The organism is Celerinatantimonas marina (genome assembly GCF_046054165.1).
Taxonomy (GTDB): Bacteria; Pseudomonadota; Gammaproteobacteria; order Enterobacterales; family Celerinatantimonadaceae; genus Celerinatantimonas.
This window is the reverse complement of sequence record NZ_JBFNXK010000005.1, coordinates 151,261-175,639: the sequence shown is the minus strand read 5'-3', so window position 1 is coordinate 175,639 and position 24,379 is coordinate 151,261. Positions and strand designations below refer to the sequence as shown.

Genomic DNA, 24,379 nt, shown 5'->3' with positions numbered 1-24,379 from the left:
TATTATTCAATAATTAGGTCATTCAAGGGGGAATATAGTTTTTGAGGGCAAATGGTTATTGAAAAAACAATCCTCCGGCATAGCCGGAGGTTTTTCATATGCGCCTGTAAGGCTTTCCTGCCAGCAGCGCCCTAGCGGCGCATCGCGATCTGACATTTGCATATGACTATTACTTGCGGCCCGTAAACGGGCTTCCTGGATACGGGATCGACAGTTGCTCTCCCAGTTTATCCTGCTCCAATTGATGTTTTATGTAATTCTGTATCTTTGCGGTATTTTTCCCCACCGTATCCACATAATACCCTCGACACCAAAATTCTCGATTTCTGTATTTAAATTTCAATTCGCCAAACTGCTCATAAAGCATCAGACTACTTTTCCCCTTCAAATACCCCATAAAACCTGAAACACTCATTTTGGGGGGTATTTCTAAAAGCATGTGAATATGGTCCACACAACACTCCGCTTCGAGAATATTGACATTTTTCCATTCACAGAGTTTTCTCAATATTTCGCCTATCGCCCTGCGTTTTTCTCCGTAAAACACCTTTCTTCGGTACTTCGGGGCAAATACGATGTGATATTTACAATTCCATCGTGTGTGCGCTAAGCTCTTTTCGTCCCCCATCTGGGACCCCCTTTCAATTTTCGTTTAACTTTTGCAGTTGCCAGACCGCAAGGGGCTTTAACAAATTGAAAGGGGGTTTATAACTGACTCATAGCTGAAAGCTTTACTGAACCCCCAGCCTAGCTGGGGGTTTTCTAGGCACAATAAAAAGGCATCCATAGGAGGATGCCTTAAAATTATTAACAGATATTAATGATTAAGTATCTGGCTTAAGAACAATTTAGTCCGATCAGACTGAGGATTTTCAAAGAACTCATGGGGTCCATTTTCCTCAATGATTTCGCCTCGATCCATAAAAATCACTCGATCAGCAACTTGTTTTGCAAACCCCATTTCGTGGGTAACACACAGCATTGTCATCCCTTCTTCTGCTAATTCGACCATAACATCTAATACTTCCCGAACCATTTCTGGATCAAGAGCTGATGTAGGTTCATCAAATAACATAATTGATGGGCTCATACACAAGCTACGAGCGATAGCAACTCGTTGCTGCTGACCTCCGGAGAGTTGACCTGGATATTTATTCGCTTGATCCGGAATTTTAACGCGTTCCAGATATTTCATGGCGACTTCTTCTGCTTCCTTTTGCGGCGTGCGTTTAACCCAAATAGGGGCTAAACAACAGTTTTGCAAGACAGTCAGATGAGGGAATAGGTTAAAGTGTTGAAAACACATGCCTACATCCCGACGTACCAGTTCGATATTTTTTAAATCGTTATCGAGTTGTACACCATTGACAATAATTTGTCCGGCCTGATGTTCCTCTAATCGGTTGATGCAGCGGATCATTGTTGATTTACCAGACCCTGATGGGCCACAAATCACAATTTTTTCGCCTTTTGATACTTCGAGATTAATATCTTTTAAAACATGAAACTCGCCGTACCATTTGTTCATTTGTTTTAGCTGGATCACACTTGCCTGTTTTTTGTGATCCACAGATGATTGTTCAGTCATGCTTAAAAATCCTTAAATCTTAATTCTTGTGGCCTGTATGGAGTTTCTTCTCGATGTAAATGGAATAACGAGAAATCCCAAAACAGAAGACCCAGAAAACAAATGCAATAAATACGTACATCTCAACAGAAAATCCGAGCCAGCTTGGATCTGATAGTGCTGCTTGGCCAATCGCCAGTAGATCGAAAATACCAATAATCAATACTAAACTGGTATCTTTAAACAGAGAGATGAAGGTGTTCACAATTGATGGAATAGTAATTTTTAATGCCTGGGGCAAAATTACAAATATCATCGTTTTCCAATAGCTCAGTCCCAATGATTCTGCTGCTTCATATTGGCCTTTCGGTATTGCTTGCAACCCACCACGAATGACTTCAGCCATGTAAGCTGAATAGAACATGGTAATCCCAATCATGGCTCTTAACAGTTTATCAATCCCAACATCACTGGTTGTAAATAATGGCAACATGACGGATGCCATAAATAATACGGTAATGAGAGGAACTGCTCGCCAAAATTCGATATAGACGGTACTTAACGTCCGAATGATTGGCATTTTTGAGCGTCGACCCAGCGCTAGTACTGTCCCGAAGGGGAGTGAGATGACAATCCCTGATAATGCTAAAACCAGTGTGACAAGAACACCACCCCATTTGCTGGTTTCGACTTTCTCCATGCCAAATAATCCGCCATTTAGCAAAATTAAGGCAATAATAGGAAAAATAAAGATTGTAAAAGCACCAACCCATATTTTTTTGGGTGCTTTAGGCCACGCTAACCAGCCGATCAAGAGTGCTGCACCGAGGTAAACTAGGTCAGGACGCCACCGCATTGATTCAGGGAAAAAGCCATAAATCAATTGAGGAAAGCGATCTTCAATAAAGACCCAACAGGCTCCACCGCCAACCGTACATGCATTTCGATCATTTCCAATCCAACTGGCATCGATAAATGCCCATTGAGCAAAGTGATAAAGTGCAGGAATGACTAGGTAGAGAACCACGATTGTAAACAGTGAGTTGTACCAAGTTGAAAAGAAATTTTTTCTTAGCCATCCAATCAGACCAACTTCTGATTTTGGTGCTGGTCGATCAGGTTTAAATTGATGTTCAGCCATAGATTATCTCTCCACCAATGCAACTTTACGGTTGTATAGGTTCATCAAGAACGATGTGACTAAACTGATCACCAAGTAAACAGCCATTGTCATTGCAATGACTTCGATGGCTTGCCCAGTTTGGTTAAGGGTTGTTCCCATAAAGACAGAAACAAGTTCAGGATACCCAATCGCAGTAGCTAATGAGGAGTTTTTAGTTAAATTTAAATACTCACTGGTTAAAGGTGGAATGATAACTCGCATTGCCTGAGGAATAATGACAAGGCGTAATGTCTGCCCTCGGGACAGTGCCAAAGATTGTGCAGCTTCTGTCTGGCCTTTATTTACAGCTTCAATCCCGGAGCGCACAATTTCGGCAATAAATGCAGAGGTATATAGTGCAAGAGCTAATAGTAAGGCGGTTAATTCTGGGATGATTGTCCAACCTCCCCGGAAATTAAAACCTCTCAGTTCGGGGTATTGAAGTGAAATGGGTGAACCACTAAAAAAGTAAGCCAGCACTGGAAGGACAATAATAATGCCGATGGATGCCCAAAAAACAGGAAATTGCTGACCTGTTTTGAGTTGTCTTGCTTTCGCCCAGCGTTTAATCACAACAATAGCGACGATGGCTATGAGCGTCGCAATCACAACGGCAATTGATCCAGCCTCAAATATCGGCTTGGGAACATATAATCCACGGTTATTTAGGAAGACCGATCCGCCTAAGTGAACACTTTGGCGAGGGCTTGGCAGAGGGGCTAAAACAGCATTATACCAAAAGAATATTTGTAGTAATAAAGGTGTGTTGCGTAGAACTTCGACATAAACGGCACTCAGTTTTGCGAGCATCCAGTTTTGAGAGAGGCGGGCAATCCCAATGATGAAACCGAGAATAGTCGAAAGGATAATACCTAAAACTGAAACAAGTAATGTATTTAAAAGTCCAACAACGAAGGTTCGACCAAAAGTACTATCTTCAGTGTAAGGAATTAAACTCTGAATAATACCGAAACCTGCGCGATCATCCAGAAAACCGAATCCGGTTTTGATCCCTCTGGCATCCAGGTTATAAAGAGCATTAGAAATAATATCATGTAGAAACCAAACAACGGCCAAAACGGCAATAATCTGGAAAACTAATGAGCGAACATTTGGATCGAACCATATGGTTCGAAGCGTTAACTTGGATTTAGGAGAAGGCTGTTCAGCCATAAAGTGCTCCTGACAAACTACTTAATATTTAGACTCAATAAATAAAGATAGAGCTGGGGGAAAGCCCAGCTCTGACGTTCAAATGCTTAATTAGCGGATTGGTGGAGCATACTGAATGCCGCCATCTTTCCATAGAGCATTCAAGCCCCGAGAAATTTTAAGAGGTGAATCGGCACCTACATCACGCTTGAATACTTCAGCGTAGTTACCAACTTGTTTGATAATGTTATAGGACCATTTGCTATCTAAGCCTAACATTTCACCTTTATCACCATCAGCACCGACTAAACGTTTGATTTTAGGGTTATCTGATTTCAACATCGCGTCGACATTTGTTGATGATACCCCTAATTCTTCAGCGTTAATCATGGCAAACAGTGACCATTTAACGATGTTAAACCATTGATCATCACCTTGGCGAACAACAGGGCCTAAAGGTTCTTTAGAGATAACTTCTGGTAATACAATTGCATTTTCAGGTTTAGACAGTTTAATGCGCAGGGCATAAAGCTGAGACTGATCTGAAGTCAATACATCACAACGACCGGCTTCAAAACCTTTTACAGTTTGATCGGATGTATCGAATACAACCGGTGTATATTTCATGTTATTGCTTCGGAAATAATCAGCTAGGTTCATTTCAGTTGTAGTACCTGATTGAACACAAACAGCCGCACCATCTAATTCTTTTGCTGATTTAACGCCTAAATCTTTACTGACCAAGAAACCCTGACCATCGTAGTAGTTTACGCCTGCAAAGTTAAGTCCCAGCGAAGCATCACGAGTGAGTGTCCAAGTAGTATTCCGCGATAGCATATCGATTTCACCTGATTGTAAGGCGGTGAAGCGTTCTTTAGCTGTCAACGGAGTATATTTGACTTTGCTAGCATCCCCTAAGACTGCAGCGGCAACCGCACGGCAGACATCAACGTCAATACCTTGCCAATTACCTTTGGAGTCTGGGTTAGAGAAGCCAGGTAAACCTGCGCTTACTCCACACTGAACATAGCCTTTAGTTTTTACACTGTTGAGAGTTGTGTCTGCATTTGCGGAAGCTGAAATGACCAGAGCTGCTGCAGCTACTGCTGCGCATACACTTTTTTTCTTAAACATTAGAATCTTCCCTGTACATTTTTATGATTTATTGAAGCCCTAAAGGAATTCAGTTGCCCAAATCCCTGGGGCTTGAAGACAAAATAAACGCTCTCCCATAAGGCTGTCAATCAAATTTTTCTACTGTTTTGTTATGAAAAACAGTAAATTCTTCGACTTACTCCCTAAAATAAAAGTTTTTGATAGTTCTACAGCCCTATGAAATGGAATATTAGTCTATCTATATCATAGCTGATTAATCTGAATCAGAGCTTTCCGCTAGCAGCTTCGTAACATTTTTTTCTAAAAAAATTCTCAGATATCACAATCATTTTATATATCTATATAGATATAACAGTATGAATAATAAGCAATGATTTTGACATAATGACTATCACCGACTGTCATTCAGAGTAGAATTTATCAATAGTTAATGGGTATAAAAACTAGTTGTCATTGATATCAATGGAAGGTAAAGGATCAAGCATGATGAATATCGTTGTCTTAACAGGTGCAGGAATATCGGCTGAGTCGGGTATCCAAACATTTCGGGGGGATACGGGATTATGGGCGGAACACAAGATTGAAGATATATGTACGCCAGAAGGATATCACCGAGATCCTGAGCAGGTTCAATCATTCTATAATGCACGACGCCAGGAGTTGCTTGATCCGGGCATTGCCCCGAATGCCGCCCATCAAAGTCTTGCTCAATTAGCTAAGCAGCCAGGTGTGAATCTAACACTCGTGACGCAAAATATTGATAATTTGCATGAGCGAGCTGGAAGTCAGAATATTTTACATATGCATGGTGAGTTACTTAAAGTTCGTTGTGTAAAAACAGGGCAGCTCTATGTTTGTGATCATGATATTGCGAGTGATGAGCCTTGCCAATGTTGCCATCCAGCTAATTCGTTACGCCCCCATGTCGTTTGGTTTGGTGAAATGCCTTTATATATGGATGAGATTAGTGATGCCTTAAGCCGGGCTGATTTGTTTATTGCTATAGGAACTTCAGGCGTGGTGTATCCTGCGGCTGGATTCGTTCGTCAGGCAAGTATCAATGGAGCAAAAACAGTTGAGCTAAATTTAGCACCGTCTCAGGTTGAAAGTGCTTTCGATGAAAAAATTTATGGTCCTGCGACTCAGGTCGTGCCGGATTTTGTCCATCAAGTTATGGAGAAATTGGCATATTAGTCTCGATTTTTGGTAGACTTGCTGACCAATTGTTATCCCGGGAGTTTTGGTTTGCGTTGGTTAGTTATATTGAGCATGCTATTTGTTCTTGTTGGGTGTGATAATTCTCCAGAAATGGAGCGGTGGTCACTCCCGCGTATTTCTGTGCATAAATCGCATCTTCCCAATTTAGCCGATACAGATACAGAGCAGCGAAAACAACGTTTTACAGAATATTTGCTGCCTTTAATCCGTTTGGCTAATACTCAAATCTTAAAAGAGCGAAAAATACTGTTACGCGCAGAACAACAATTCGAAAATAAAGGAAGTTTGAGTTCCAGAGCTGAACAGTTTATGGAACAACTTTCAGATCGATATAATGTGACATTTGATGGCAATGTAAATGAAGCCCTGTTCGAACAGTTAAAACGGCGAGTGGATGTTATTCCACCTAATTTAGTTTTAGCTCAGGCTGCCAATGAATCGGCTTGGGGAACCTCCAGATTTGCGCAGGAGGGTAATAACCTGTTTGGTCAGTGGTGTTTTAAAGAAGGGTGTGGTCTTGTTCCTCAACAGCGTCCTGACGGAGCTACTCATGAAGTCCAAAAATTTAGATCACCCTATCAATCATTGGCTGCATACATCCGAAATCTAAATACACATCCAGCGTATCATCAATTACGTGTGATCCGTCAACAGCAACGTTTACAAAAGAATCAGATTTCGGGAAATGCGCTTGTGGAAGGATTACTTTATTATTCAGAGAAAGGGCAGTCTTATGTCGATGCACTGAAGTTGTTAATGCTGCATAATAGCGACTTATGGCCTGATCTTGTGAAGTTAAATCTAGCCGAATGAATTAGTTTGATGAAAACCCGGTTTTTATGGCCAGGTTTTCATCAGCGGCTGTAGTCTTCATCCATTAACTGGCATCAATAAACTGAATAGGAACAATGTCTTCTGGATTAACTTCAGGAAAATTGTTATCTGCTCTTAAATCGGGTTGATCAAAACCTATATCTCCGCCGTCAATAATTTCACTGTCATGATCGATCGATTTGAAATCAAACAGATGATGATCCATCAAGTGAGAAGGAACAATATTCTGAATGGAACGAAACATTGTCTCAATTCGCCCAGGAAAGCTTTTTTCCCACCTATTAAGCATTTCTTTAATGGCTTGACGTTGTAGATTCTCTTGTGAACCACATAAGTTGCAAGGGATAATAGGAAACTGCTTAATCTCGGCAAATCGTTGGAGATCGGACTCTTTGCAATAAGCCAAAGGTCTAATGACAATATGTTGCCCGTCATCACTCATGAGCTTTGGTGGCATGGCCTTGAGTTTTCCACCATGAAACATATTCAAAAACAAGGTTTCTAAGATATCATCTCGGTGATGCCCCAATGCTATTTTGGTCACTTTAAGCTCTTTAGCGGTGCGATAGAGGATCCCTCGTCTTAATCGAGAACATAATGAGCAGGTAGTTTTACCTTCAGGGATTTTTTCTTTGACAATCGAATAAGTGTCTTCTTCAACGATTTTATATGGGATATCGAGAGTATCAAGATAATTGGGCAAGATATGTTCAGGAAACCCCGGTTGTTTCTGATCTAAGTTGACGGCAATGAGCTCAAAATCAACAGGAGCATGGGCTTGAAGGTTGCGCAGAATTTCTAGCATGCCATAACTATCTTTACCTCCTGACAGGCAAACCATAACTCTATCACCCGCCTCAATCATATTGAAATCAGCAATGGCTTGGCCCACTTGTCTACGGAGTCGTTTTTGCAGTTTGTTTGCGTTATATATAGCCTTGGCTTTGTTATTTGAGTTCGTCGACATATCTCGTTTACTTAAAAAGAAAAAGCGGGCCCATTATAATGGCTCGCTTTTCTTGTGCAAGACAGATTCGACGTTAGGATTCGATCGCCGCTGGGCGTAACGCTAACAGGTCACAGTCAAGTTGATCGATAACATGTTCTGCGGTATTACCAATGAGAGCACCAGATAATCCACTTCGGCCACAGGTCCCTAATACTACAACGGCTGCATCTAAATTAAATGCGGTATCGATAATAGCATCATCGGGTAATCCTTCTTCCAGATGAACCCGCGCGTCCTCAAGTCCATATTTATCAATATATTCTTTGACCAGCGTTTCATGCTGTTCTTTGACACTTTGGTTATAGAGTTCCGGATCAAAATCAGGTAATTCAATCGCTATATTTGCCGGGGCCGGTGGATAAGCATTAACGACATGTAACTCCCCGTTGATCAAATTAGCTAAATCTTTGCTGTAGCATGTAATATCGTCATTTAGTTTGAGATGAAGTTCATCTTCGGCCCCTAAATGTACTGCAGCTAAAACACGTCCATGATCAGGCCATTGTCTATTTTTGACCAACAATAATGGAATAGGGGATTTACGAATCAAATGCCAATCTGTTGGTGTAAATATAACAGACTGAAGTTTAGGATGACTGTGCGTCGATTTAACGATTAAATCATGACCAAATTCAACAGCTTCATTGATGATGGCTTCATATAATCGGTTATTCCAAAGCACTTTTGTTTCAATTTCAACACCATCGGCCTGATATTGAGAGACAAGCCGTTTGAGCCATTCAATACGATCAGCAATCACAGCAGCACGCATGGCCTCACGTTCCACAGAGGAAAGCATTGAAGTCATTTCATAAGAAAAGTCGTAAATTGTCAGGAGTGCTTTAATTGGAGCATGCTGTTTTTGTTGGGAAAGATAGATGGCACGAGAAAGTGCAGCTTGGTCTTCTTGAGTCGGGTCGATGACTACTAAGATATTTTTATATTTAATCACAACGAGCTCCTTAGCTATCTAACCTTACGGTTAAATTTAGCTTAGCTAAAACTCAGAAGGGAAGAAGCGACTTAGTTCAAATATCCGAATGCTATATCGCTATCTATCATTGGTCACTTCTTTGCACCAGCTAGTTCAGCCAACTGATCATGATCAATAATGGAAATATACTTCCCTTTAACACTAATCAGCTCTGATTTCTGGAAGCGTCCCAACAACCGGCTGATCGTTTCTACCGTAAGGCCCAGATAATTACCTATATCACCACGAGTCATCGTTAATCGAAATTCCCGGGGTGAAAATCCTCGCTGAGCAAATCGGTTTGATAAACCGAAAATGAATGCAGCTAAACGTTCTTCTGCGTTCTTCTTACTTAGTAATAGGATCATATCTTGATCACCACAAATTTCATTGCTCATTAATCGCATAATTTGATGGCGAAGTTTAGGCATTGCAGAGGACAGTTCGTCTAGAATTTCAAAAGGGATCTCACAAACCATTGACGTTTCTAAAGCTTGTGCAAAACTGGGGTGGCTACCACCGTTAATTGCATCAAATCCGACTAAATCTCCGGCTAGATGAAAACCTGTAATTTGTTCGTCGCCCTGTTCGGTAATAGTATAAGACTTGATTGTGCCAGAGCGGATGGCATACAAACAGCGCATTTCATCACCTGCTGCAAAAAGTTCCTCTCCTTTTTGGATAGGCTTCTTGCGCTCGATGATACGATCTAAACGATCGAGCTCTGTTTCATTAAGAGAATAAGGAATGCAAAGCTGAGATATGCTGCATTCTTGGCAATGAATCTCGCACCCACCGGTCTGGATTCTGTTATGTCTGTGACTTACACTCATAAGCATTCAACTAAAAAATTGACCCGAATCAAGTTTACTATTTTTTCCAAGGCATTCCTAGACCAATAATGTATTTTATTTATAACTTTATAACATTAAAAAAACACTGTCGGGACGGCACAATACATGACTTTGGTACCCATTCGCAAGCTTTTTGATCTATTCCGAGAGGATACTTTTTTAGATGTTATGAATTCATAAGTTTATTAAATAAATGCATTAATAAATGGTATTTTTAATGCATTTATTTAATGGATAAATGATATTTAAGATTTATATAAGCTAATTTGATAGACAAGCTTAAGGATACAACAGGGAACGAATGATTCGAGAAATATTGACCAGGTTATTTTATTAAAAATAAAACATTAATAATTCATTGTTTAAACTATGAAATATGTCTATCGAATATAGTGAATTCATTCATCTAACTATTTCATAAGTGTTTCATTTTTAATCACTCCTGATGGTTGTAGCAAATTTCCTGAAGATTGTTGAAAAAATTTATCGTAAAATACGTGCACCTTTTATGGTTCGGATGAACGTGGCAGGAGAGGGTTAGTCTATAACCCACCGAAGAAGTAACTCTTTCAGGTGTCTAGAACGATTAACTTGGGGCAAATTTCGTCTTGAACGGATTTGATACCGAGTTGTGAGTTTGGATAAGGACTGCTACGGGACGAAACTCTGGAGAGATCCGTTAAATTGGACACCGAAGGAGCAAAAATTGTTCAATACAATTTGAAACTCTCAGGTAAAAGGACAGAGGAGATAGATAGGTATAATAAAAATTATTCTCTGTTTTTTTGTAAACAGACATAATGAGTAAATTAATTTTTTCTATCTTCTCCTAAAACGAAATTTCGTAATAGGAGCATATGAATTTAGATGTTGACATCTATTTTAAACACAATCGATCACTTTATATGGGGACCCCCTCTTCTTATTTTATTAATGGGCACAGGCCTTTATTTGACGATTCGTTTGGGCGTCTTACAGGTCATCAAACTTCCCTTGGCTTTAAAATTTGTCTTTCGCCCTTCGGCGGTACATGCCAAAGATGGGGATGTTTCCAGCTTTGCCGCATTGTGTACGGCACTATCGGCAACTATCGGTACAGGTAATATCGTTGGTGTTGCTACAGCCCTTAAACTGGGAGGCCCCGGAGCTTTATTCTGGATGTGGCTTGCTGCATTTTTTGGTATGGCGACCAAATATTCGGAAGGGCTATTAGCAGTTAAATATCGGCAAAAAGACGCTCATGGACAAATGAGTGGCGGACCGATGTATTATCTTCAAAATGGTTTAAAATGTCGCTGGTTAGCTTATCTTTTTGCTCTATTTGGTATTGGAGTTGCTTTTTTTGGGATAGGGACCTTTGCTCAGGTCAATGCAATTACTGATGCCGTCATGTTGACGTTGTCTATTCCTAAATGGGTTACTGGTTTAGTTGTGGCCATCCTTGTCGGATTGGTCACTATTGGCGGCATCCGGTCTATTTCTCGAGTGTCGACCAAGGTTGTACCTTTTATGGCTGGCTTATATATCATTAGCTGTGCTGTGATTATGATTATCAATATTCAGGCTATTCCTGATGCTATTGCCCAGATTATCCATGCGGCATTCACAACTACGGCTGCAACCGGCGGTTTCTTGGGGGCATCGATGATCATGGCGCTGCAAGCAGGGGTCGCTCGAGGGGTTTTTTCTAATGAAGCTGGTTTGGGTTCTGCACCTATTGCAGCTGCTGCGGCTAAAACAAATTCCTGTGTAGAACAGGGATTAGTAACGATGACTGGTACCTTTTTTGATACGATTGTTATTTGTTCTATGACGGGTATTACATTAGTTCTCACTGGTGCTTGGCATAGCGATCTTGCCGGTACGGCAATGACCAATTCTGCATTTCGCTTAGGAATGGGAAGTGATATTGGATTTTATTTAGTCAATATTGGTTTATTTTTCTTTGCCTTTACGACGATACTCGGCTGGAATTATTATGGTGAAAGATGTGTAGAGTATTTGTTTGGAATTAAAGGTATTTTACCTTATCGCATTATTTTTGTTGTATTGGTTGCGAGTGGGGCATTTTTGCACCTTGAGTTAATTTGGATTATTGCCGATATTGTGAATGGTCTTATGGCTATTCCAAACCTCATTGGGTTAATAGGTTTGCGGCATGTGATTGCAAATGAAACAAAACTTTATTTTGCTCGTAGTTGTAATATAGCCGAGTCATCTCAAACCGACACAATTGAGTATTGACATTTTATTGTCATAATTTTGTCAAATAAGATTGTAACGATGGATGTCTCATTCTTTAGGGGACATCCATATGCAAAAACAAATATTATCTGTTGTTCTGTTGGCTATGTTTGGCCATTCTAGCCATGCTGTTGAATTATCCGTTCAGTCATTAAATATCCCACTTGATACAATTACAACACCGCATCCTTTAAATTTATCCGTTGGCATTGGTAGTGGTGCTTATCATCGCCCAAGCGATCCTAATGACATTATCTATACTATTTCTGACCGAGGACCGAACATTAAGTGTAAGGATTCAGAAAAATTAATCGGTCATTCTTTGTGTAAATCAGGGAAAATCTTTCCCGAACCGTATTTCACGCCATCCATTTATACCATTCAAGTATCTAAAAATGGGGTATCGGTGATACAACGAACTAAGATTAAAACCGTTCATCATTTACCTATTAGTGGCATATCTACACCGGATACAGAACCTGCCTTTGATATTAATGGACATCGGTTACCAGATGATCCTAATGGGGTCGATTCTGAATCTTTAGTTCGTACAACTGCTGGTGATTTCTATATTAGTGATGAATATGGCCCTAGTATTTTACATTTAGCGGCCGATGGGACAATTTTACAACGCTGGATCCCAAAGGGAACATCAGCTCGTTTTAAAGGTGCTGATTATCCTATCAAAGAAGTTTTACCAGCCATACTCGCTAAGCGTCATTTAAATCGAGGAATTGAATCTATCGCATTGTCCCCTGATGAAATGTTTATCTATTTTGCAATGCAAAGTCCATTGGATAATCCAGATTCATCTGCTTATAAAAAATCGCGTTTAGTGCGATTATTTAAAGTTAATAGGGAACAAGAAATACCGGTTGGTGAATATCTTTATCAAATGGATAGACCCGATACTTTTAAAAAAGATTCTCAAATCGAAAAGCCCAAACAATCAGACGTTAAAGTCAGTGATATGACAGCTGTCGGGGCGGATAAACTGATTTTGTTAGAACGAATCACCAAGACGACTAAATTTTATGAAGTTACTTTAAGCGATGCAAATAAGGTAGCTCCTAAATGGGATAGCCGTAAAACCCAACCGACACTAGAGCAGTCTACAGATCTACCTGTATTGTCAAAAAGTCTAGTATTGAGCACGGATAACATTCCGAATGCACCAGATAAACTAGAAGGTATCGCTTATGTTTCGCCCAAACTATGGTACCTCGTGAATGACAATGATTTTGGTATTGATGGCCAAACAACCCAGATAGTGACTGTTCATTTTTAGATTGAGTCACGGCTCAAAAACTTTGGGAACTCATCTCGGTTGAGTTCCCGGAGAGCGTCCTTGTTCAAGGTGTATTGGAGTGCTCTTTAGCGGGTTCACCAAGAGTGGCAACCTGAATCAACCATTCTTTAATGATAGTTTCGTGCTCCTCGGGGACTACGGCCAATAAGTCTTTTTCAATCGTGTAGACACGTTGTTTGGCTGCCTGCAAAGTTTGCTGACCCAGTTCCGTTAGCTCAAGCGTTTGTATTCGGCCATGAATTTGATGAGCATGGCGAACGACCCATACTCTTTTTACGAGATTGGTCACGATGACGCTCATTGTTTGAGGAGTTAGCAAAGCAAGCCGAGCTAAATCAGCATTTGAATAGCCCGGATAGGCTTCGAGCATCGTCATCACAGAAAATTGGGGTTGTGTCAGTTGTAAATCAGATAAAGTTCGTTCAACACAATGTCGGTAAGAACCGGCAGCCTGTCTGAGTAAATAGCCTAAATAACCGTCTTTACCACGTTTACCTTCTCCAATTTTTGGAGGTGTGGTGGTGTTTTTTGTCTTGATCATTATCAGAACTCTGATATGTTGTTCGTGTTCTTATAATATAATGAAAAGTGAGGATCTCCAAGATGGATAGCCAATTGAGTGTTAAAGTGAATTCTTATCAACAGTTTGAGCAAATGGCTCCTGATGTTTTGTCGGCACTTCAGGCAATGGGGAAGGCCGTTGATGATTCCGGGTTAGCCAAAGAATTGACCGAGCTAATGAAAATACGCGTTTCTCAGATGAATCACTGTGCCTTCTGTACCCAATATCATCAAAATATAGCGCGTCGGCTCGGTGTTGAGGCTGTCAAAATTGATTTGGTTACGGTATGGCGGGATGCTGGTGTTTTTTCTGCTCGAGAAATGGCTGCGCTTGAGTGGGCCGAAAAGGTAACGACTTTATCGGAGTTGGACGCCTCAAAAAGTCAGGACAGCATCCTTGGTGATCATTTTTCAGAATCGGAGAAAACTTATTTGACGGTTGCGATTGCTCATATCAATGCTTGGAATCGTATAGCTGGTACTTTGCATTTTCCACCTTTATCGTGAGGTAGCAATGATGGTTAACGAGACAATAGTTGAAATTGAAACAGAGTCGGATGCAGAAGCCTGTTTTTATCTGATCCAGCAATTGCGCCCACATATTGCCAATTCTGCTGAATTCATCACGCACTGGCATAAGCAATCTCAGGAAGAATATCGACTGATAGCATTATACCGAGATAATCAACCGGTCGGCTTAGCGGGTTATCGTATTCAGCATAACTTGATGCATGGACGGCATTTGTATGTGGATGATTTAGTGACTGATACAAGCATGCGAAGTTCTGGAATTGGAGCTCAGTTGCTCCAGTATCTAGTGTCTTGTGGTCAGCAAATGGATTGCTTGAAACTTGTGTTAGATACGCCATTAACGAATGAACTGGGACATCGTTTTTATTACCGTCAAAGGCTTCTGGCTAAGGCGTTACGCTTTAGTCGGCCATTGATATAATTAAGGTGTTGGATTCAGAGTCAGAGAAAGTCTGAATCCAAAAACGAAATATTATTAGAAATGGAATTTGACTAATCTGATTCCCGGTAAGACGTGATGGACATACTGAAACGCCGGGAAAGTTGATAGTCCGTGAAAACGACAGGGAACACTGACTGGTTCCATTCAGCGAACTTAGAAAGATAGATGGCCTCATCGACATTACTGTTTATTTTGAAAGTTAGTGGCCGTAGTCGATAAGGTGGCCATCGAACGTTTGATAATACTTTTGAGTTGACTTCACATTATAGCGAAGCGATCTCTATCGGGCATGCCTTTATAGATGCGGATAAATAATGTAGATGATATATTGTTCAATAAGATTATTGTCAACGATAGTTTCTGTGTAAACGTTTATATCTTCTTTTTGTTACGGACAACAAGAGTTTATTATGCTTAATACTGTCACGATTCGAATTATTTCTATACCTACATTTTCATTGGCTGCCCAACAAAATTCATATCCACTCATAAAGAACATCAGAATTGAATATTTGGCAGATGTTGAAGAAAATCTCGATGTAATTAATCCATTGAAAAACTTGAAGTTGAAATTAGAAAAGGTAGACGGATGGTTACCGCAGCACGAGTGGCTCGTTGATGAAATTGGGCCACAGCAGCGAGTTGATCTTTCGATGTCTGATTTCAAATTACCATTTGAGAAATTGTTTGGGTTGACAGAAGAGCTCAGAATTCAACTTACTTTTAATTTATACAACGCGTTAGATGAAGTAATCTCGTCGGAAATCCAGGATGTTGATATCTTACCGGCCAATTATTGGGGCGGAGAAAGCCGCCAGCCTGACCTATTGGCAGCGTTTGTCAAACCTAATGGACTTTACGTTGAGTCACTTTTACGTCAAGTTGCAGATGCGATTGAAAAACTTGGCCATGGAAGAAGTCTTGATGGTTATCAAAGCAACACCAGACAAAAACCCTATTTAATGGTTGCAACACTCTGGAATGTTTTGTTTCAACAGAAGTTAGCTTATGTCAGTCCACCACCAAGTTTCGCCAAGTATGGACAGCGAATCAGACTTGCGAACGACATCAGTAGTTCGAAAATTGCGGCTTGTTTAGATACATCCTTGCTTTTTGCTAGTTGTATTGAAGCTATGGGACTCAATCCGATAATCGCATTAACTAAAGGGCATGCCTTTACCGGTGCTTGGCTAATCGATGAACGCCTTCCAGTATTAACTAACGATGATCCAATGGATGTTCGTAAGCGAATCGATAACCGGGATATCGTGTTTTTTGAAACGACACTGGTAACGAATAGTAACCCTGTTACATTTGCGCAATCGGCTGAATACGCGCGTTCACTTATCTCTGAAGAAAATGAAGAGGATTTCGTTTACGTCATCGACATTGCGCAGGCTAGGGCGCGGCAGATCAAGCCGCTGTCAACGTTAGAAGAAGCGCGAGCAGAAGTGTCTGCTGAAGAAGCTGAGGAGCTACCGCCACCTGCTATACCGCCATTGCCTCCCGTTCGGGCCGATGAACGTGTTAATGAAGAGTCTCCTGAAACGCGCATTGATACTTGGTCTAGAAAACTTCTGGATCTGTCTAAACGTAATAGCTTACTTAATTTTAGTGAAAGGGCTATATCTATCCGGATTTTTTGTCCTGATATTGCGTCGTTAGAAGATAAATTAGCGGACGGCCAAAAATTCAAATTTGTTTCGGCGGAAGAAAGTCCGCTTAACGATAGAGAACGGGATCCTGACGCATTTAGAATGCAAAGTGGTCGAGATATTCACCGTTCATACGCTCTGGATCAACTCACGAGTCAAATACTTATCGCGAATCAAAGCGTGAAGAAAATGGAAAGTAGTTCTATAGCGCTTTACCGTAAGGCAAAAAATGATCTTGAAGAGGGTGGATCAAATACATTATTTCTTGCGCTAGGCATGCTGAAATGGAAAGAAAATCCAGAGGATGACCGTAGTTACCGAGCCCCCTTGATTTTACTCCCTGTAACATTAAGTCGGAAGAGCGCTCGTTCCCCTGTTTACTTAGAGCAATTAGCTGACGAAGAGCCAATTTTTAACCTTACCCTTATTGAATTCCTTCAAGTTGAACAAAATATCAATCTCTCTGAATTTAAAGAAGAATTACCTAAAGACAATAGTGGCATTGATGTCGAAGGGATTTGGAGTCGAGTAAGAGAGGAGATTAGTGAACATCGTGGTTACGAAGTATCTGAAGAGTTAGTATTAGCTTCATTCTCCTTCTCCAAATATCTTATGTGGAAGGATTTACGTGATCGAATCGATGACCTAAAACAGAACCCGTTCGTTGAACATCTAGTTGACAGTCCCAGAGCACCATATCCGCAAGAATCCCATTTTATCGAACGTACAGAGATTGATCGCAAGGTGGATTTTTCAAAGATATTCACTCCACTCAATTGTGATAGCTCTCAGTTGGTTGCCGTAGAGGCTTCAGCGCAATCGCAAGATTTTGTATTAGAGGGACCGCCTGGAACGGGAAAATCAGAAACGATTGCCAACATTATTGCCCACAATATTGGCATGGGTAGAACAGTTTTATTCGTTGCCGAAAAAATGGCAGCGCTCAATGTTGTATATCGGAGAATGCAAAAGGTTGGGTTAGACCATCTATGTCTTGAATTGCATAGTAATAAAACCAACAAGCGGGCGGTTCTGGATCAATTTAACAAGGCTTGGACAAAGAGACATGGACTTAACCAACGTACTTGGGAGATGAATCTTTCTGAGTTAGAGAAAACTAGAACGCAACTGAACAACTATGTCGAAGCGCTTCATGCTCAGAGCCCATTTGGGCTATCCGTCAGAGAAACTATAGCAACATTAGCAAATCATCTTGAATCGCTGGCGTTTGAACTGGATTGGCCGATGGACCTAAATGCTTGTCCTTTGAATGGTGAAGAAGATTTAAAGAACGCACAAAGCAGGATTAAAAATTTAGCTATTGCATTCGAAGATCTGGAAGAAATTGACCCCATCTCTTTTGAGGTCATCAAAACGATTCAATGGTCGAATGTTTGGCAAAGCCAAATTGCCCAATTATTTGAACAAGTAATCGCTAAGGCTGAACGTGTCCACTCAGAAACTGTCAATTTTGTTGAATTGTTCGATATACCTTTAACGGATCCATCTCGGTTTCAGTTAACACAACTTTCTTGTTTAGGTGAGTTAATTAATACGGCGATTCAAAGCCCAATTGGTTATGCCTTAGATAAGGGCGCGAAGGAGCGATTGAGTGCGCTAAAAACGCTTTCTGAACTGAAAATTTCATTAGATGCGTTGCTGGTGGTTAACTTAGGACAAACAATTTCTGTAGAACAGCTTAAAGAGATACCAATTGATGATTGGATTGAGTTGGCAACCTTGTCCAAGTCAGGGCGGTTAAAGGCTATTGTGAACAAGTGGAAACTCAATAGAGCCTGCAAAAAGCTGGGGATAGTTCCTCTATCAAGCATCGAACATGTCAATGTTATTAAACAATGTATTGAACTCGTCACTGAAATCGAGAATTCGTTACCTTTGTTGGCAGGATATAACTTGTGGCGGGGTTGGAATACCAGTGGTAGTGAGCTAGGTAAATTACATCGTAAGGGGGCTGAGGCCAATCAACTACAGGCGAAGGTCCTTTCTCTCAGTGATGATCCTATTTCAGTTATTATCCAGATTAAGAAATGGCTTGTCGATGGTCGTGATTATCTTGAGGAGTCGAAAGTCGTTACGTTGTGGAATAAAGTAGAAGAGGCAATATCTGCATTTAAAGAGATATTAATACAACTAGAAAAATATGGTGCTAGCTTCTCTGAAGATGAAGTTCTTAGTGAAATAGTAAAAAAATCTACGCACATATTGTCTCATAAGACAAAACTGAAATATTGGTGTGAATGGCAGTTAGCTAAGGACGAAGCACAAACGAGCGGGCTGAGCGCGATGGTTAACGCTTTCGAAGCTGGTGCTGTTTCAGCAAAAAACGCTAATCAACAGTTCTTTACGGCTTACTGTAAATGGTTAGCGCCGTTACTCATCGATCAAAATCCGATTTTACGTGACTTTAAGGCATCTTCACACGAGGAAACAATATGTAATTTTAGAGAGTTAGATGAACGAGTCGCTAAGATCACTAGCGAGTATATTGTTACTCTTGCATCACAAAAAATCCCTGCCCAAGGGGCCGGTAATCACTCTGCAGAATTCGGTACACTCGCGAGAGAATTACAAAAGAAAACTCGGCACATTCCTATTAGATCACTGATCGAACAGATGGGCGAATCCCTATTAGAGCTATGCCCTTGCTTGATGATGTCGCCGCTATCAGTTGCTCAGTTTCTTCCTAGTGATTTTCACGGCGTCGATCTTGTGGTTTTTGATGAAGCATCACAAATGACAACGTGGGATTCCGTTGGTGCTATTGCGCGAGGTAAAAATGTCATAATCGTTGGCGATCCGAAACAAATGCCGCCAACAAACTTCTTTAATACGCAAGCTGCAAACGATGAAGCTGACGAAGAAGACTTAGAATCAATTCTCGATCAAGCATTAGCGGCCAGACTTCCTTTGAAACGCTTGATGGGCCACTACAGAAGTAAACACGAAACGTTAATTGCTTTTTCAAATAGCAAATATTATGAGAATTCACTCGTGACGTATCCATCCTCAGACACGAAAGAGTCCGTTGTGACTTTGCGCCGAGTAAATGGAATTTATGCAAAAGGGAAAGGTCGAAATAATCCAATAGAAGCGAAGGCTGTCGTAGATGAAGTTGTAAAACGATTATGTGATCCCCAATTACAACATTTGTCAATTGGGATTGTCACGCTTAACTCTGACCAACAACGTACTATCGACGATTTGCTTGATGATGCAAGGCGACAATATCCAGAGATAGAATCTTATTTTCATGATGTGGATGGTCAAGACCCACTGTTCGTCAAAAATCTTGAATCAGTTCAAGGAGATGAAAGAGACGTCATAATTCTAAGTTTGGCTTATGGACCAACTGAACCAGAAGCTAAAACGATGAGTATGAATTTTGGACCCCTTAATAAAACGGGCGGCGAAAGACGACTTAATGTTGCAATTACTCGAGCAACCTCAGAAGTGCTCGTTTTTAGTAGTTTCGATTCATCCATGATAGATCTAAGTCGTACATCGGCTAAGGCCGTGGAAGATCTAAAACACTATCTTGAATTTGCTGAAAGGGGACCGATTGCGTTAGCTGAACAAGCTACAGCAAATTATGGGGTGGACCAATTTGATAGTGACTTTGAACAAGCTGTCGCTTCAGCGCTTCGAAACTTAGGTTGGAAAGTACAAATGCAGGTGGGAGTAAGTAAATTTCGCGTTGATTTGGGTATTCTCCACCCTGATAAACCTGGTCGATATCTTGCGGGTGTTGAATGTGATGGCGCAACATACCATGGCTCTCCAACAGCGAGAGATCGTGATCGAGTAAGACAAGCTGTACTTGAAAATCTTGGTTGGAATATTATACGTCTTTGGTCTACTGATTATTTTGTTGATAGTGATGCAGCAATTTCTAAAATTCATACGCAACTGGAGAACTTGCTTGAAGATGAGCGACAACAAGAGGAATCTTCATTTCAGCAAGAATCAATTGAAGATAATGTCATTATTCTCCCAAAACCAGATGAAGCTTTAACTGTTAAAGATAAAGAGCCAATGACCGGAACTTTTGCAAAAGCGGTTTCTGCGGAAGACTTGGCCTCAACAGCTATTCCTGAAACTGAGCCGAAACCAAGTGGAGTTAAATTTAATTTTTCTGCATCAGATTACTTTTTGGAAAGTCACACAGCGGAACTAAATCTTGCAGCTAAGGCAATACTTGAGGAAAAGCCGGGTATCACTTTGCATACATTCTCACTTGATATAGCAAACTTGCATGGACTAGCAAGAACCAGTAAAAAACAACGTGATTATCTTATGTCGTTAATATCTAACTGGGCTGGCATTGTAGAAACTCCGGGCTGGGAGCCAACACTATGGGCAAGCCCTGATGACATTACTGATGAAGTTGCTTGGAGAGGTTTGAATCCTTTTGGTTATGATCGAGTATGGAGCGAAATTTCCTATCAAGAAGCTATGGGGTTAGTTCGATATGCTTTACAACAGTCCCCAACAGATCCAGTCAATTTCATGTGTGATGAGTTTGCATTGAAGCGGCGACACGAAACTACATTAACGCATTTTCGTGAATGGGTTAAACAGTACTATAGTAAAGTTTAGCCCCACGTATAAAAACACATAAGTTCGCATAATGTATATTTATGAAAGTGAATAAGTTCATGGTTATCACATTGAAAATAAAAGAGTTATTTGGATGTTTATTTAGTTGCAAAATGCAACTAGTTATGGAGGGAATAAGGTAGAAAGTACAATTTTGTCTTAAAAGCTAAATGGTCAAAATGTTATACTTATTGTTGCTTTTTAGGTTAAAAATAAACTATGGAATATAAATAAACAGGAGGTTAGTTTTACTAGATCGGTAACATTCCTATTTGGGTATAACTACTTATGCTGTAAGCCTTTTTAGTACATTTTTTTCCTTTTCACTTTTAGCTTTATCTATTAGTAAAGAAAGATAAACGGCATCAATATCTAGATTTAAGTCTTCAGCAATTTTGAAAGCCATCTCAGCCGACATAGATGTACCATTTCGCCACTTAGAGACAGTTTGCTGTGTCACATTGAGATACTTAGCAACTTTATAGTCACTACTTAAGTCCCGGTCTAACTTCAGCATTTCTAATAAATCAATTGTTGTAGACATTTTGCACCCTCCAAAGACAGTTTAGCTGTTTTTTTTTAATGCACAACGCACACCCTACTAGTTGTGTAACACCCTTCTAGGTGTTTATTATCTATTTGTTGTTAGGCCGGGACGCAGTCGCACTCTCCCTTTCGCAGCTCGTCCCGGCAGTGCTTCGGCACGCTCTAACAGCGCACAACTGACAACAGGGGGCATTTATGCAACACACAGACTTATACGAAACACTGAATTCTGAATTGTTGGATATCTTCAATCCTCAAAATCTTGAAGTTATCCCAGCTCGTGACCCGTCATGGGTCGGTCCTTTACCGGGTGACGTTGTTCTTACCAAAGAACAACGCGCCAACGGCCTCAAACATTGCGCAGAACTGCGCGAACAGCTCAGCGAAGACAGAGCCGTCAATCGTCGCAAAAAATCAACACGCTTAGAACAACGCCTCAATATTTTACGGGGTGTTCAAAATGGCTAACTTAACAATCGAAATTAGCGGTGCTAACGCGCGACTACTTATAAAACATGTTCGTGAAGAAATGCAACGAACAGAATGGTGCATTCGAGATATGTCTCGCACCCGAACTGCTTTGGAGGTTTCTTTCTGGGAGCACGATTTACAACAATGGAAAGATATTGAGTCCAAGTTATTCACTTATGCGAGGACTCACCAATGATTGACCCGCAAATCTTAAATGATGCGATCGCAGGCATTGAGCCTGCTTTTTTTGGTTCTGAATATCACCCCGAAGTTTTGCCACCTATTCCTGAAATTGAAGGTCCTGTTTTTGATGCGAAACAGGCCGATTTGGATCTGCTGCATCTCATCCAGAGGACCAGCCGCGCAGCGCCGCCGGAGGCGGGGGACCCTAGGCTCGTCCAGAGGCGCAAAAATCGGACACTGTTCAATGTGGAGCATCCTGACGGTCGCGGGGATATTCCGTTTGCATATGACCATGAGTCGGGTGAAATCATCGAATGGCGTAGAGGAGCCCGTGCTCGTCTGTATTTTCGCAAATGGTCCGATGAATATCGGGTCCGGGTCGAAGCGCAAACATCGGTATCTATTCCCCCGGAAACCAACAGCGGCGAGCGGGAAACTTCAGAACTTTCCAACACTGGTGCTCGGAAAATTATGGAATCAGGTGCTTATGTTCAGGTTGTGCGCGGCGGGTTCACAACATTCCTGACGCTGACATTTAACAATGAAGCTTGTGAGAGGATCCAATCGGGAGCAACCAACATTGGCAAAGAAGTATCCCGGTTTTTCAGCGCCGCTAAAAAGATGTACCAGCGCGGTTTTGCAATGGATCACGAAATTCTGAACCACAAACAGGGGTATGACATTATCGGCGGCCAGTGTTTACCGGAGGAAACCGCACATAACGATACCTTTGATTATATTTGGTGTGCGGAATGTCCGAAAGGAAAGTCTCGGGATATCAACCCTCATTGTCATGTACTGCTACGCTGGACGGTTCCCGAATATTTATTCTATGACTGGGCTTATCGCATTGAGCGCTTGTGGAAGCAGGGATTTGCTAATTTACAACGTATCCACACTGCCGAAGCGGCCGCCGGTTACTTGCTCAAAGCATTGGGATATATGGCGAAAGGTCATGATCATGAGCAGGGTGTGATCCGAGGCAATCGCTATGGTATTTCAAAAAATGCCAGGGCTCCAAAATGGGAGTGCATCGCGTCTTTTTATGCTGACAACATGACTGCCATTATTAACGAACTCCGGGACCGTTGGCACTTCGAAGATGCCCCAGTTCGTGCGCGAATCGCCAATGCAAAAGAACAAATCACTGAGAAAAGCCGGGCGTACATGATAGCGAAACGGCAACATCGCTATGACACAGCCCAAAAACTCAAAGCCCGGTTGGAACAACTCACCAACACGATTAAAAGCGGCTGGCAAAAGCTGCGCAGCCGTGAAGCTCGCGCCGATGAATATCAAATCACGATGAAAGGCAGCGACAGACTTCATAAATTCTTAACGTGGGCAACGGCTCGCCGTGGTTGGCGATTGGCCGCCCCTGATGATCACGAATTACCGGACGAATACCGGCAAACCCGGATTGACTGGATTAAGGGAGCCCGGAAAGCTTGGCGCACTGCTGCAGAGTGGGCCGGGTTTCACTGGTTCAACACCACCTACGAGCAAATCAGAATCGACGCCGGAACCATGGAGGATGTCATCGCATGGGAAAAATTCACATCGCTATCCAACTGATTGCGGTCAGTGCCTGTGTTGGCGTTGTAGTGGGGTCACTTTTGGATAATTACCGGGTGATGTTCGGATGCTGGGCATTACTCGCAGTCATCAAAATAATTGCAACAAATAAGGTAAAACAACAATGAAAGAACTCAACGCACTTTTAGAACAAAAAAGAACGCTAGCCGCCGAATTTGCGCGGCTCAAGGCACAATTCAGAATGCCTACCAGTGGCTTACTGGGTTTATTTACAGGCGATTTAAATCAGTACCAACCCTTTATTTCAGTGATGACCCAGCTGATGGACGTCAATGACCAAATCACTGAGGTGATGGCCGGGAAAATTACCGAATTATCGGAAAAAATGGAGCACTAATC

General features: G+C 41.3%; 22 protein-coding genes and 1 riboswitch. Of the genes, 12 read left to right on the top strand and 10 right to left on the bottom strand.

What is annotated here, in order from left to right:
* Positions 1-169 precede the first annotated feature (169 nt).
* The 5 genes from tnpA to ABUE20_RS07390 all read right to left on the bottom strand — a co-directional run bounded on the left by tnpA (position 170) and on the right by ABUE20_RS07390 (position 5,015).
* Positions 170-628 (bottom strand): IS200/IS605 family transposase, encoded by a 459-nt coding sequence (gene tnpA, locus ABUE20_RS07410; protein ID WP_408619241.1) that lies wholly within the window; start codon positions 626-628, stop codon positions 170-172.
* A gap of 189 nt (positions 629-817) precedes the next feature.
* On the bottom strand, positions 818-1,588 hold the full coding sequence (locus tag ABUE20_RS07405; protein WP_408619240.1) for an amino acid ABC transporter ATP-binding protein: 771 nt from the start codon (positions 1,586-1,588) through the stop codon (positions 818-820).
* Between the two features lie 19 nt (positions 1,589-1,607).
* The gene (locus ABUE20_RS07400; RefSeq protein WP_408619239.1) at positions 1,608-2,708 is read right to left on the bottom strand and encodes an amino acid ABC transporter permease; all 1,101 of its coding nucleotides are present in this window, start codon (positions 2,706-2,708) and stop codon (positions 1,608-1,610) included.
* Positions 2,709-2,711: 3 nt separating this feature from the next.
* Positions 2,712-3,902: an amino acid ABC transporter permease gene (locus tag ABUE20_RS07395; protein WP_408619238.1), complete on the bottom strand. Its 1,191-nt coding sequence runs from the start codon at positions 3,900-3,902 to the stop codon at positions 2,712-2,714.
* Between the two features lie 90 nt (positions 3,903-3,992).
* On the bottom strand, positions 3,993-5,015 hold the full coding sequence (locus ABUE20_RS07390; protein ID WP_408619237.1) for an amino acid ABC transporter substrate-binding protein: 1,023 nt from the start codon (positions 5,013-5,015) through the stop codon (positions 3,993-3,995).
* Between the two features lie 465 nt (positions 5,016-5,480).
* Here ABUE20_RS07390 and cobB point away from each other — a divergent pair, with 465 nt between their 5' ends.
* Positions 5,481-6,191, top strand: a complete 711-nt coding sequence (gene cobB / locus ABUE20_RS07385; RefSeq protein WP_408619236.1) for a Sir2 family NAD+-dependent deacetylase — start codon at positions 5,481-5,483, stop codon at positions 6,189-6,191.
* 51 nt (positions 6,192-6,242) lie between these two features.
* Positions 6,243-7,028, top strand: a complete 786-nt coding sequence (locus ABUE20_RS07380; RefSeq protein WP_408619235.1) for a glucosaminidase domain-containing protein — start codon at positions 6,243-6,245, stop codon at positions 7,026-7,028.
* Between the two features lie 64 nt (positions 7,029-7,092).
* Here the strand turns inward: ABUE20_RS07380 and ttcA are convergent, their stop codons facing one another.
* The 3 genes from ttcA to fnr all read right to left on the bottom strand — a co-directional run bounded on the left by ttcA (position 7,093) and on the right by fnr (position 9,864).
* Positions 7,093-8,016, bottom strand: a complete 924-nt coding sequence (ttcA, locus tag ABUE20_RS07375; protein ID WP_408619234.1) for a tRNA 2-thiocytidine(32) synthetase TtcA — start codon at positions 8,014-8,016, stop codon at positions 7,093-7,095.
* Positions 8,017-8,089: 73 nt separating this feature from the next.
* Positions 8,090-9,010 carry a universal stress protein UspE gene (gene uspE / locus ABUE20_RS07370; RefSeq protein ID WP_408619233.1) on the bottom strand — a complete coding sequence of 307 codons (921 nt, stop codon included), beginning with the start codon at positions 9,008-9,010 and terminating at the stop codon, positions 8,090-8,092.
* 113 nt (positions 9,011-9,123) lie between these two features.
* Complete coding sequence (gene fnr / locus ABUE20_RS07365) at positions 9,124-9,864, bottom strand: fumarate/nitrate reduction transcriptional regulator Fnr (protein ID WP_408619232.1); 741 nt, start codon at positions 9,862-9,864, stop codon at positions 9,124-9,126.
* 677 nt (positions 9,865-10,541) lie between these two features.
* A riboswitch (glycine riboswitch) is annotated at positions 10,542-10,640 on the top strand.
* A gap of 112 nt (positions 10,641-10,752) precedes the next feature.
* Here fnr and ABUE20_RS07360 point away from each other — a divergent pair.
* Positions 10,753-12,129 carry an alanine/glycine:cation symporter family protein gene (locus ABUE20_RS07360; RefSeq protein ID WP_408619231.1) on the top strand — a complete coding sequence of 459 codons (1,377 nt, stop codon included), beginning with the start codon at positions 10,753-10,755 and terminating at the stop codon, positions 12,127-12,129.
* 70 nt (positions 12,130-12,199) lie between these two features.
* Positions 12,200-13,417 (top strand): esterase-like activity of phytase family protein, encoded by a 1,218-nt coding sequence (locus tag ABUE20_RS07355; RefSeq protein WP_408619230.1) that lies wholly within the window; start codon positions 12,200-12,202, stop codon positions 13,415-13,417.
* Positions 13,418-13,481: 64 nt separating this feature from the next.
* On the opposite strand, the gene ABUE20_RS07350 is transcribed toward ABUE20_RS07355, so the two are convergent.
* The gene (locus ABUE20_RS07350) at positions 13,482-13,979 is read right to left on the bottom strand and encodes a MarR family winged helix-turn-helix transcriptional regulator (RefSeq protein ID WP_408619229.1); all 498 of its coding nucleotides are present in this window, start codon (positions 13,977-13,979) and stop codon (positions 13,482-13,484) included.
* 62 nt (positions 13,980-14,041) lie between these two features.
* Here ABUE20_RS07350 and ABUE20_RS07345 point away from each other — a divergent pair, with 62 nt between their 5' ends.
* The 3 genes from ABUE20_RS07345 (at position 14,042) to proA (ending at position 21,244) form a co-directional block, all read left to right on the top strand.
* A complete protein-coding gene (locus ABUE20_RS07345; RefSeq protein WP_408619228.1) occupies positions 14,042-14,506 on the top strand; it encodes a carboxymuconolactone decarboxylase family protein in 465 nt (154 codons plus the stop codon).
* 7 nt (positions 14,507-14,513) lie between these two features.
* Entirely contained in the window at positions 14,514-14,951 is a 438-nt protein-coding gene (locus ABUE20_RS07340) for a GNAT family N-acetyltransferase (RefSeq protein WP_408619227.1), read from the top strand.
* 431 nt (positions 14,952-15,382) lie between these two features.
* Positions 15,383-21,244, top strand: coding sequence for an anti-phage protein ProA (proA, locus tag ABUE20_RS07335; RefSeq protein WP_408619226.1), 5,862 nt, complete (start codon positions 15,383-15,385; stop codon positions 21,242-21,244).
* A gap of 286 nt (positions 21,245-21,530) precedes the next feature.
* On the opposite strand, the gene ABUE20_RS07330 is transcribed toward proA, so the two are convergent.
* On the bottom strand, positions 21,531-21,788 hold the full coding sequence (locus ABUE20_RS07330) for a helix-turn-helix domain-containing protein (protein ID WP_408619225.1): 258 nt from the start codon (positions 21,786-21,788) through the stop codon (positions 21,531-21,533).
* A gap of 197 nt (positions 21,789-21,985) precedes the next feature.
* On the opposite strand from ABUE20_RS07330, the gene ABUE20_RS07325 reads away from it, so the two are divergent.
* From ABUE20_RS07325 to ABUE20_RS07305, 5 genes are read left to right on the top strand one after another with little or no spacing between them, the layout of a single operon-like run.
* Complete coding sequence (locus ABUE20_RS07325; RefSeq protein ID WP_408619224.1) at positions 21,986-22,258, top strand: hypothetical protein; 273 nt, start codon at positions 21,986-21,988, stop codon at positions 22,256-22,258.
* Entirely contained in the window at positions 22,251-22,457 is a 207-nt protein-coding gene (locus tag ABUE20_RS07320) for a hypothetical protein (RefSeq protein WP_408619223.1), read from the top strand. Before ABUE20_RS07325 ends, ABUE20_RS07320 begins: the two co-directional genes overlap by 8 nt.
* On the top strand, positions 22,454-24,019 hold the full coding sequence (locus tag ABUE20_RS07315; RefSeq protein ID WP_408619222.1) for a rolling circle replication-associated protein: 1,566 nt from the start codon (positions 22,454-22,456) through the stop codon (positions 24,017-24,019). The genes ABUE20_RS07320 and ABUE20_RS07315 overlap by 4 nt, the downstream gene beginning before the upstream one ends.
* Positions 23,989-24,147 carry a hypothetical protein gene (locus tag ABUE20_RS07310; RefSeq protein ID WP_408619221.1) on the top strand — a complete coding sequence of 53 codons (159 nt, stop codon included), beginning with the start codon at positions 23,989-23,991 and terminating at the stop codon, positions 24,145-24,147. The genes ABUE20_RS07315 and ABUE20_RS07310 overlap by 31 nt, the downstream gene beginning before the upstream one ends.
* Positions 24,144-24,377, top strand: a complete 234-nt coding sequence (locus tag ABUE20_RS07305) for a hypothetical protein (RefSeq protein WP_408619220.1) — start codon at positions 24,144-24,146, stop codon at positions 24,375-24,377. Before ABUE20_RS07310 ends, ABUE20_RS07305 begins: the two co-directional genes overlap by 4 nt.
* Positions 24,378-24,379 lie beyond the last annotated feature (2 nt).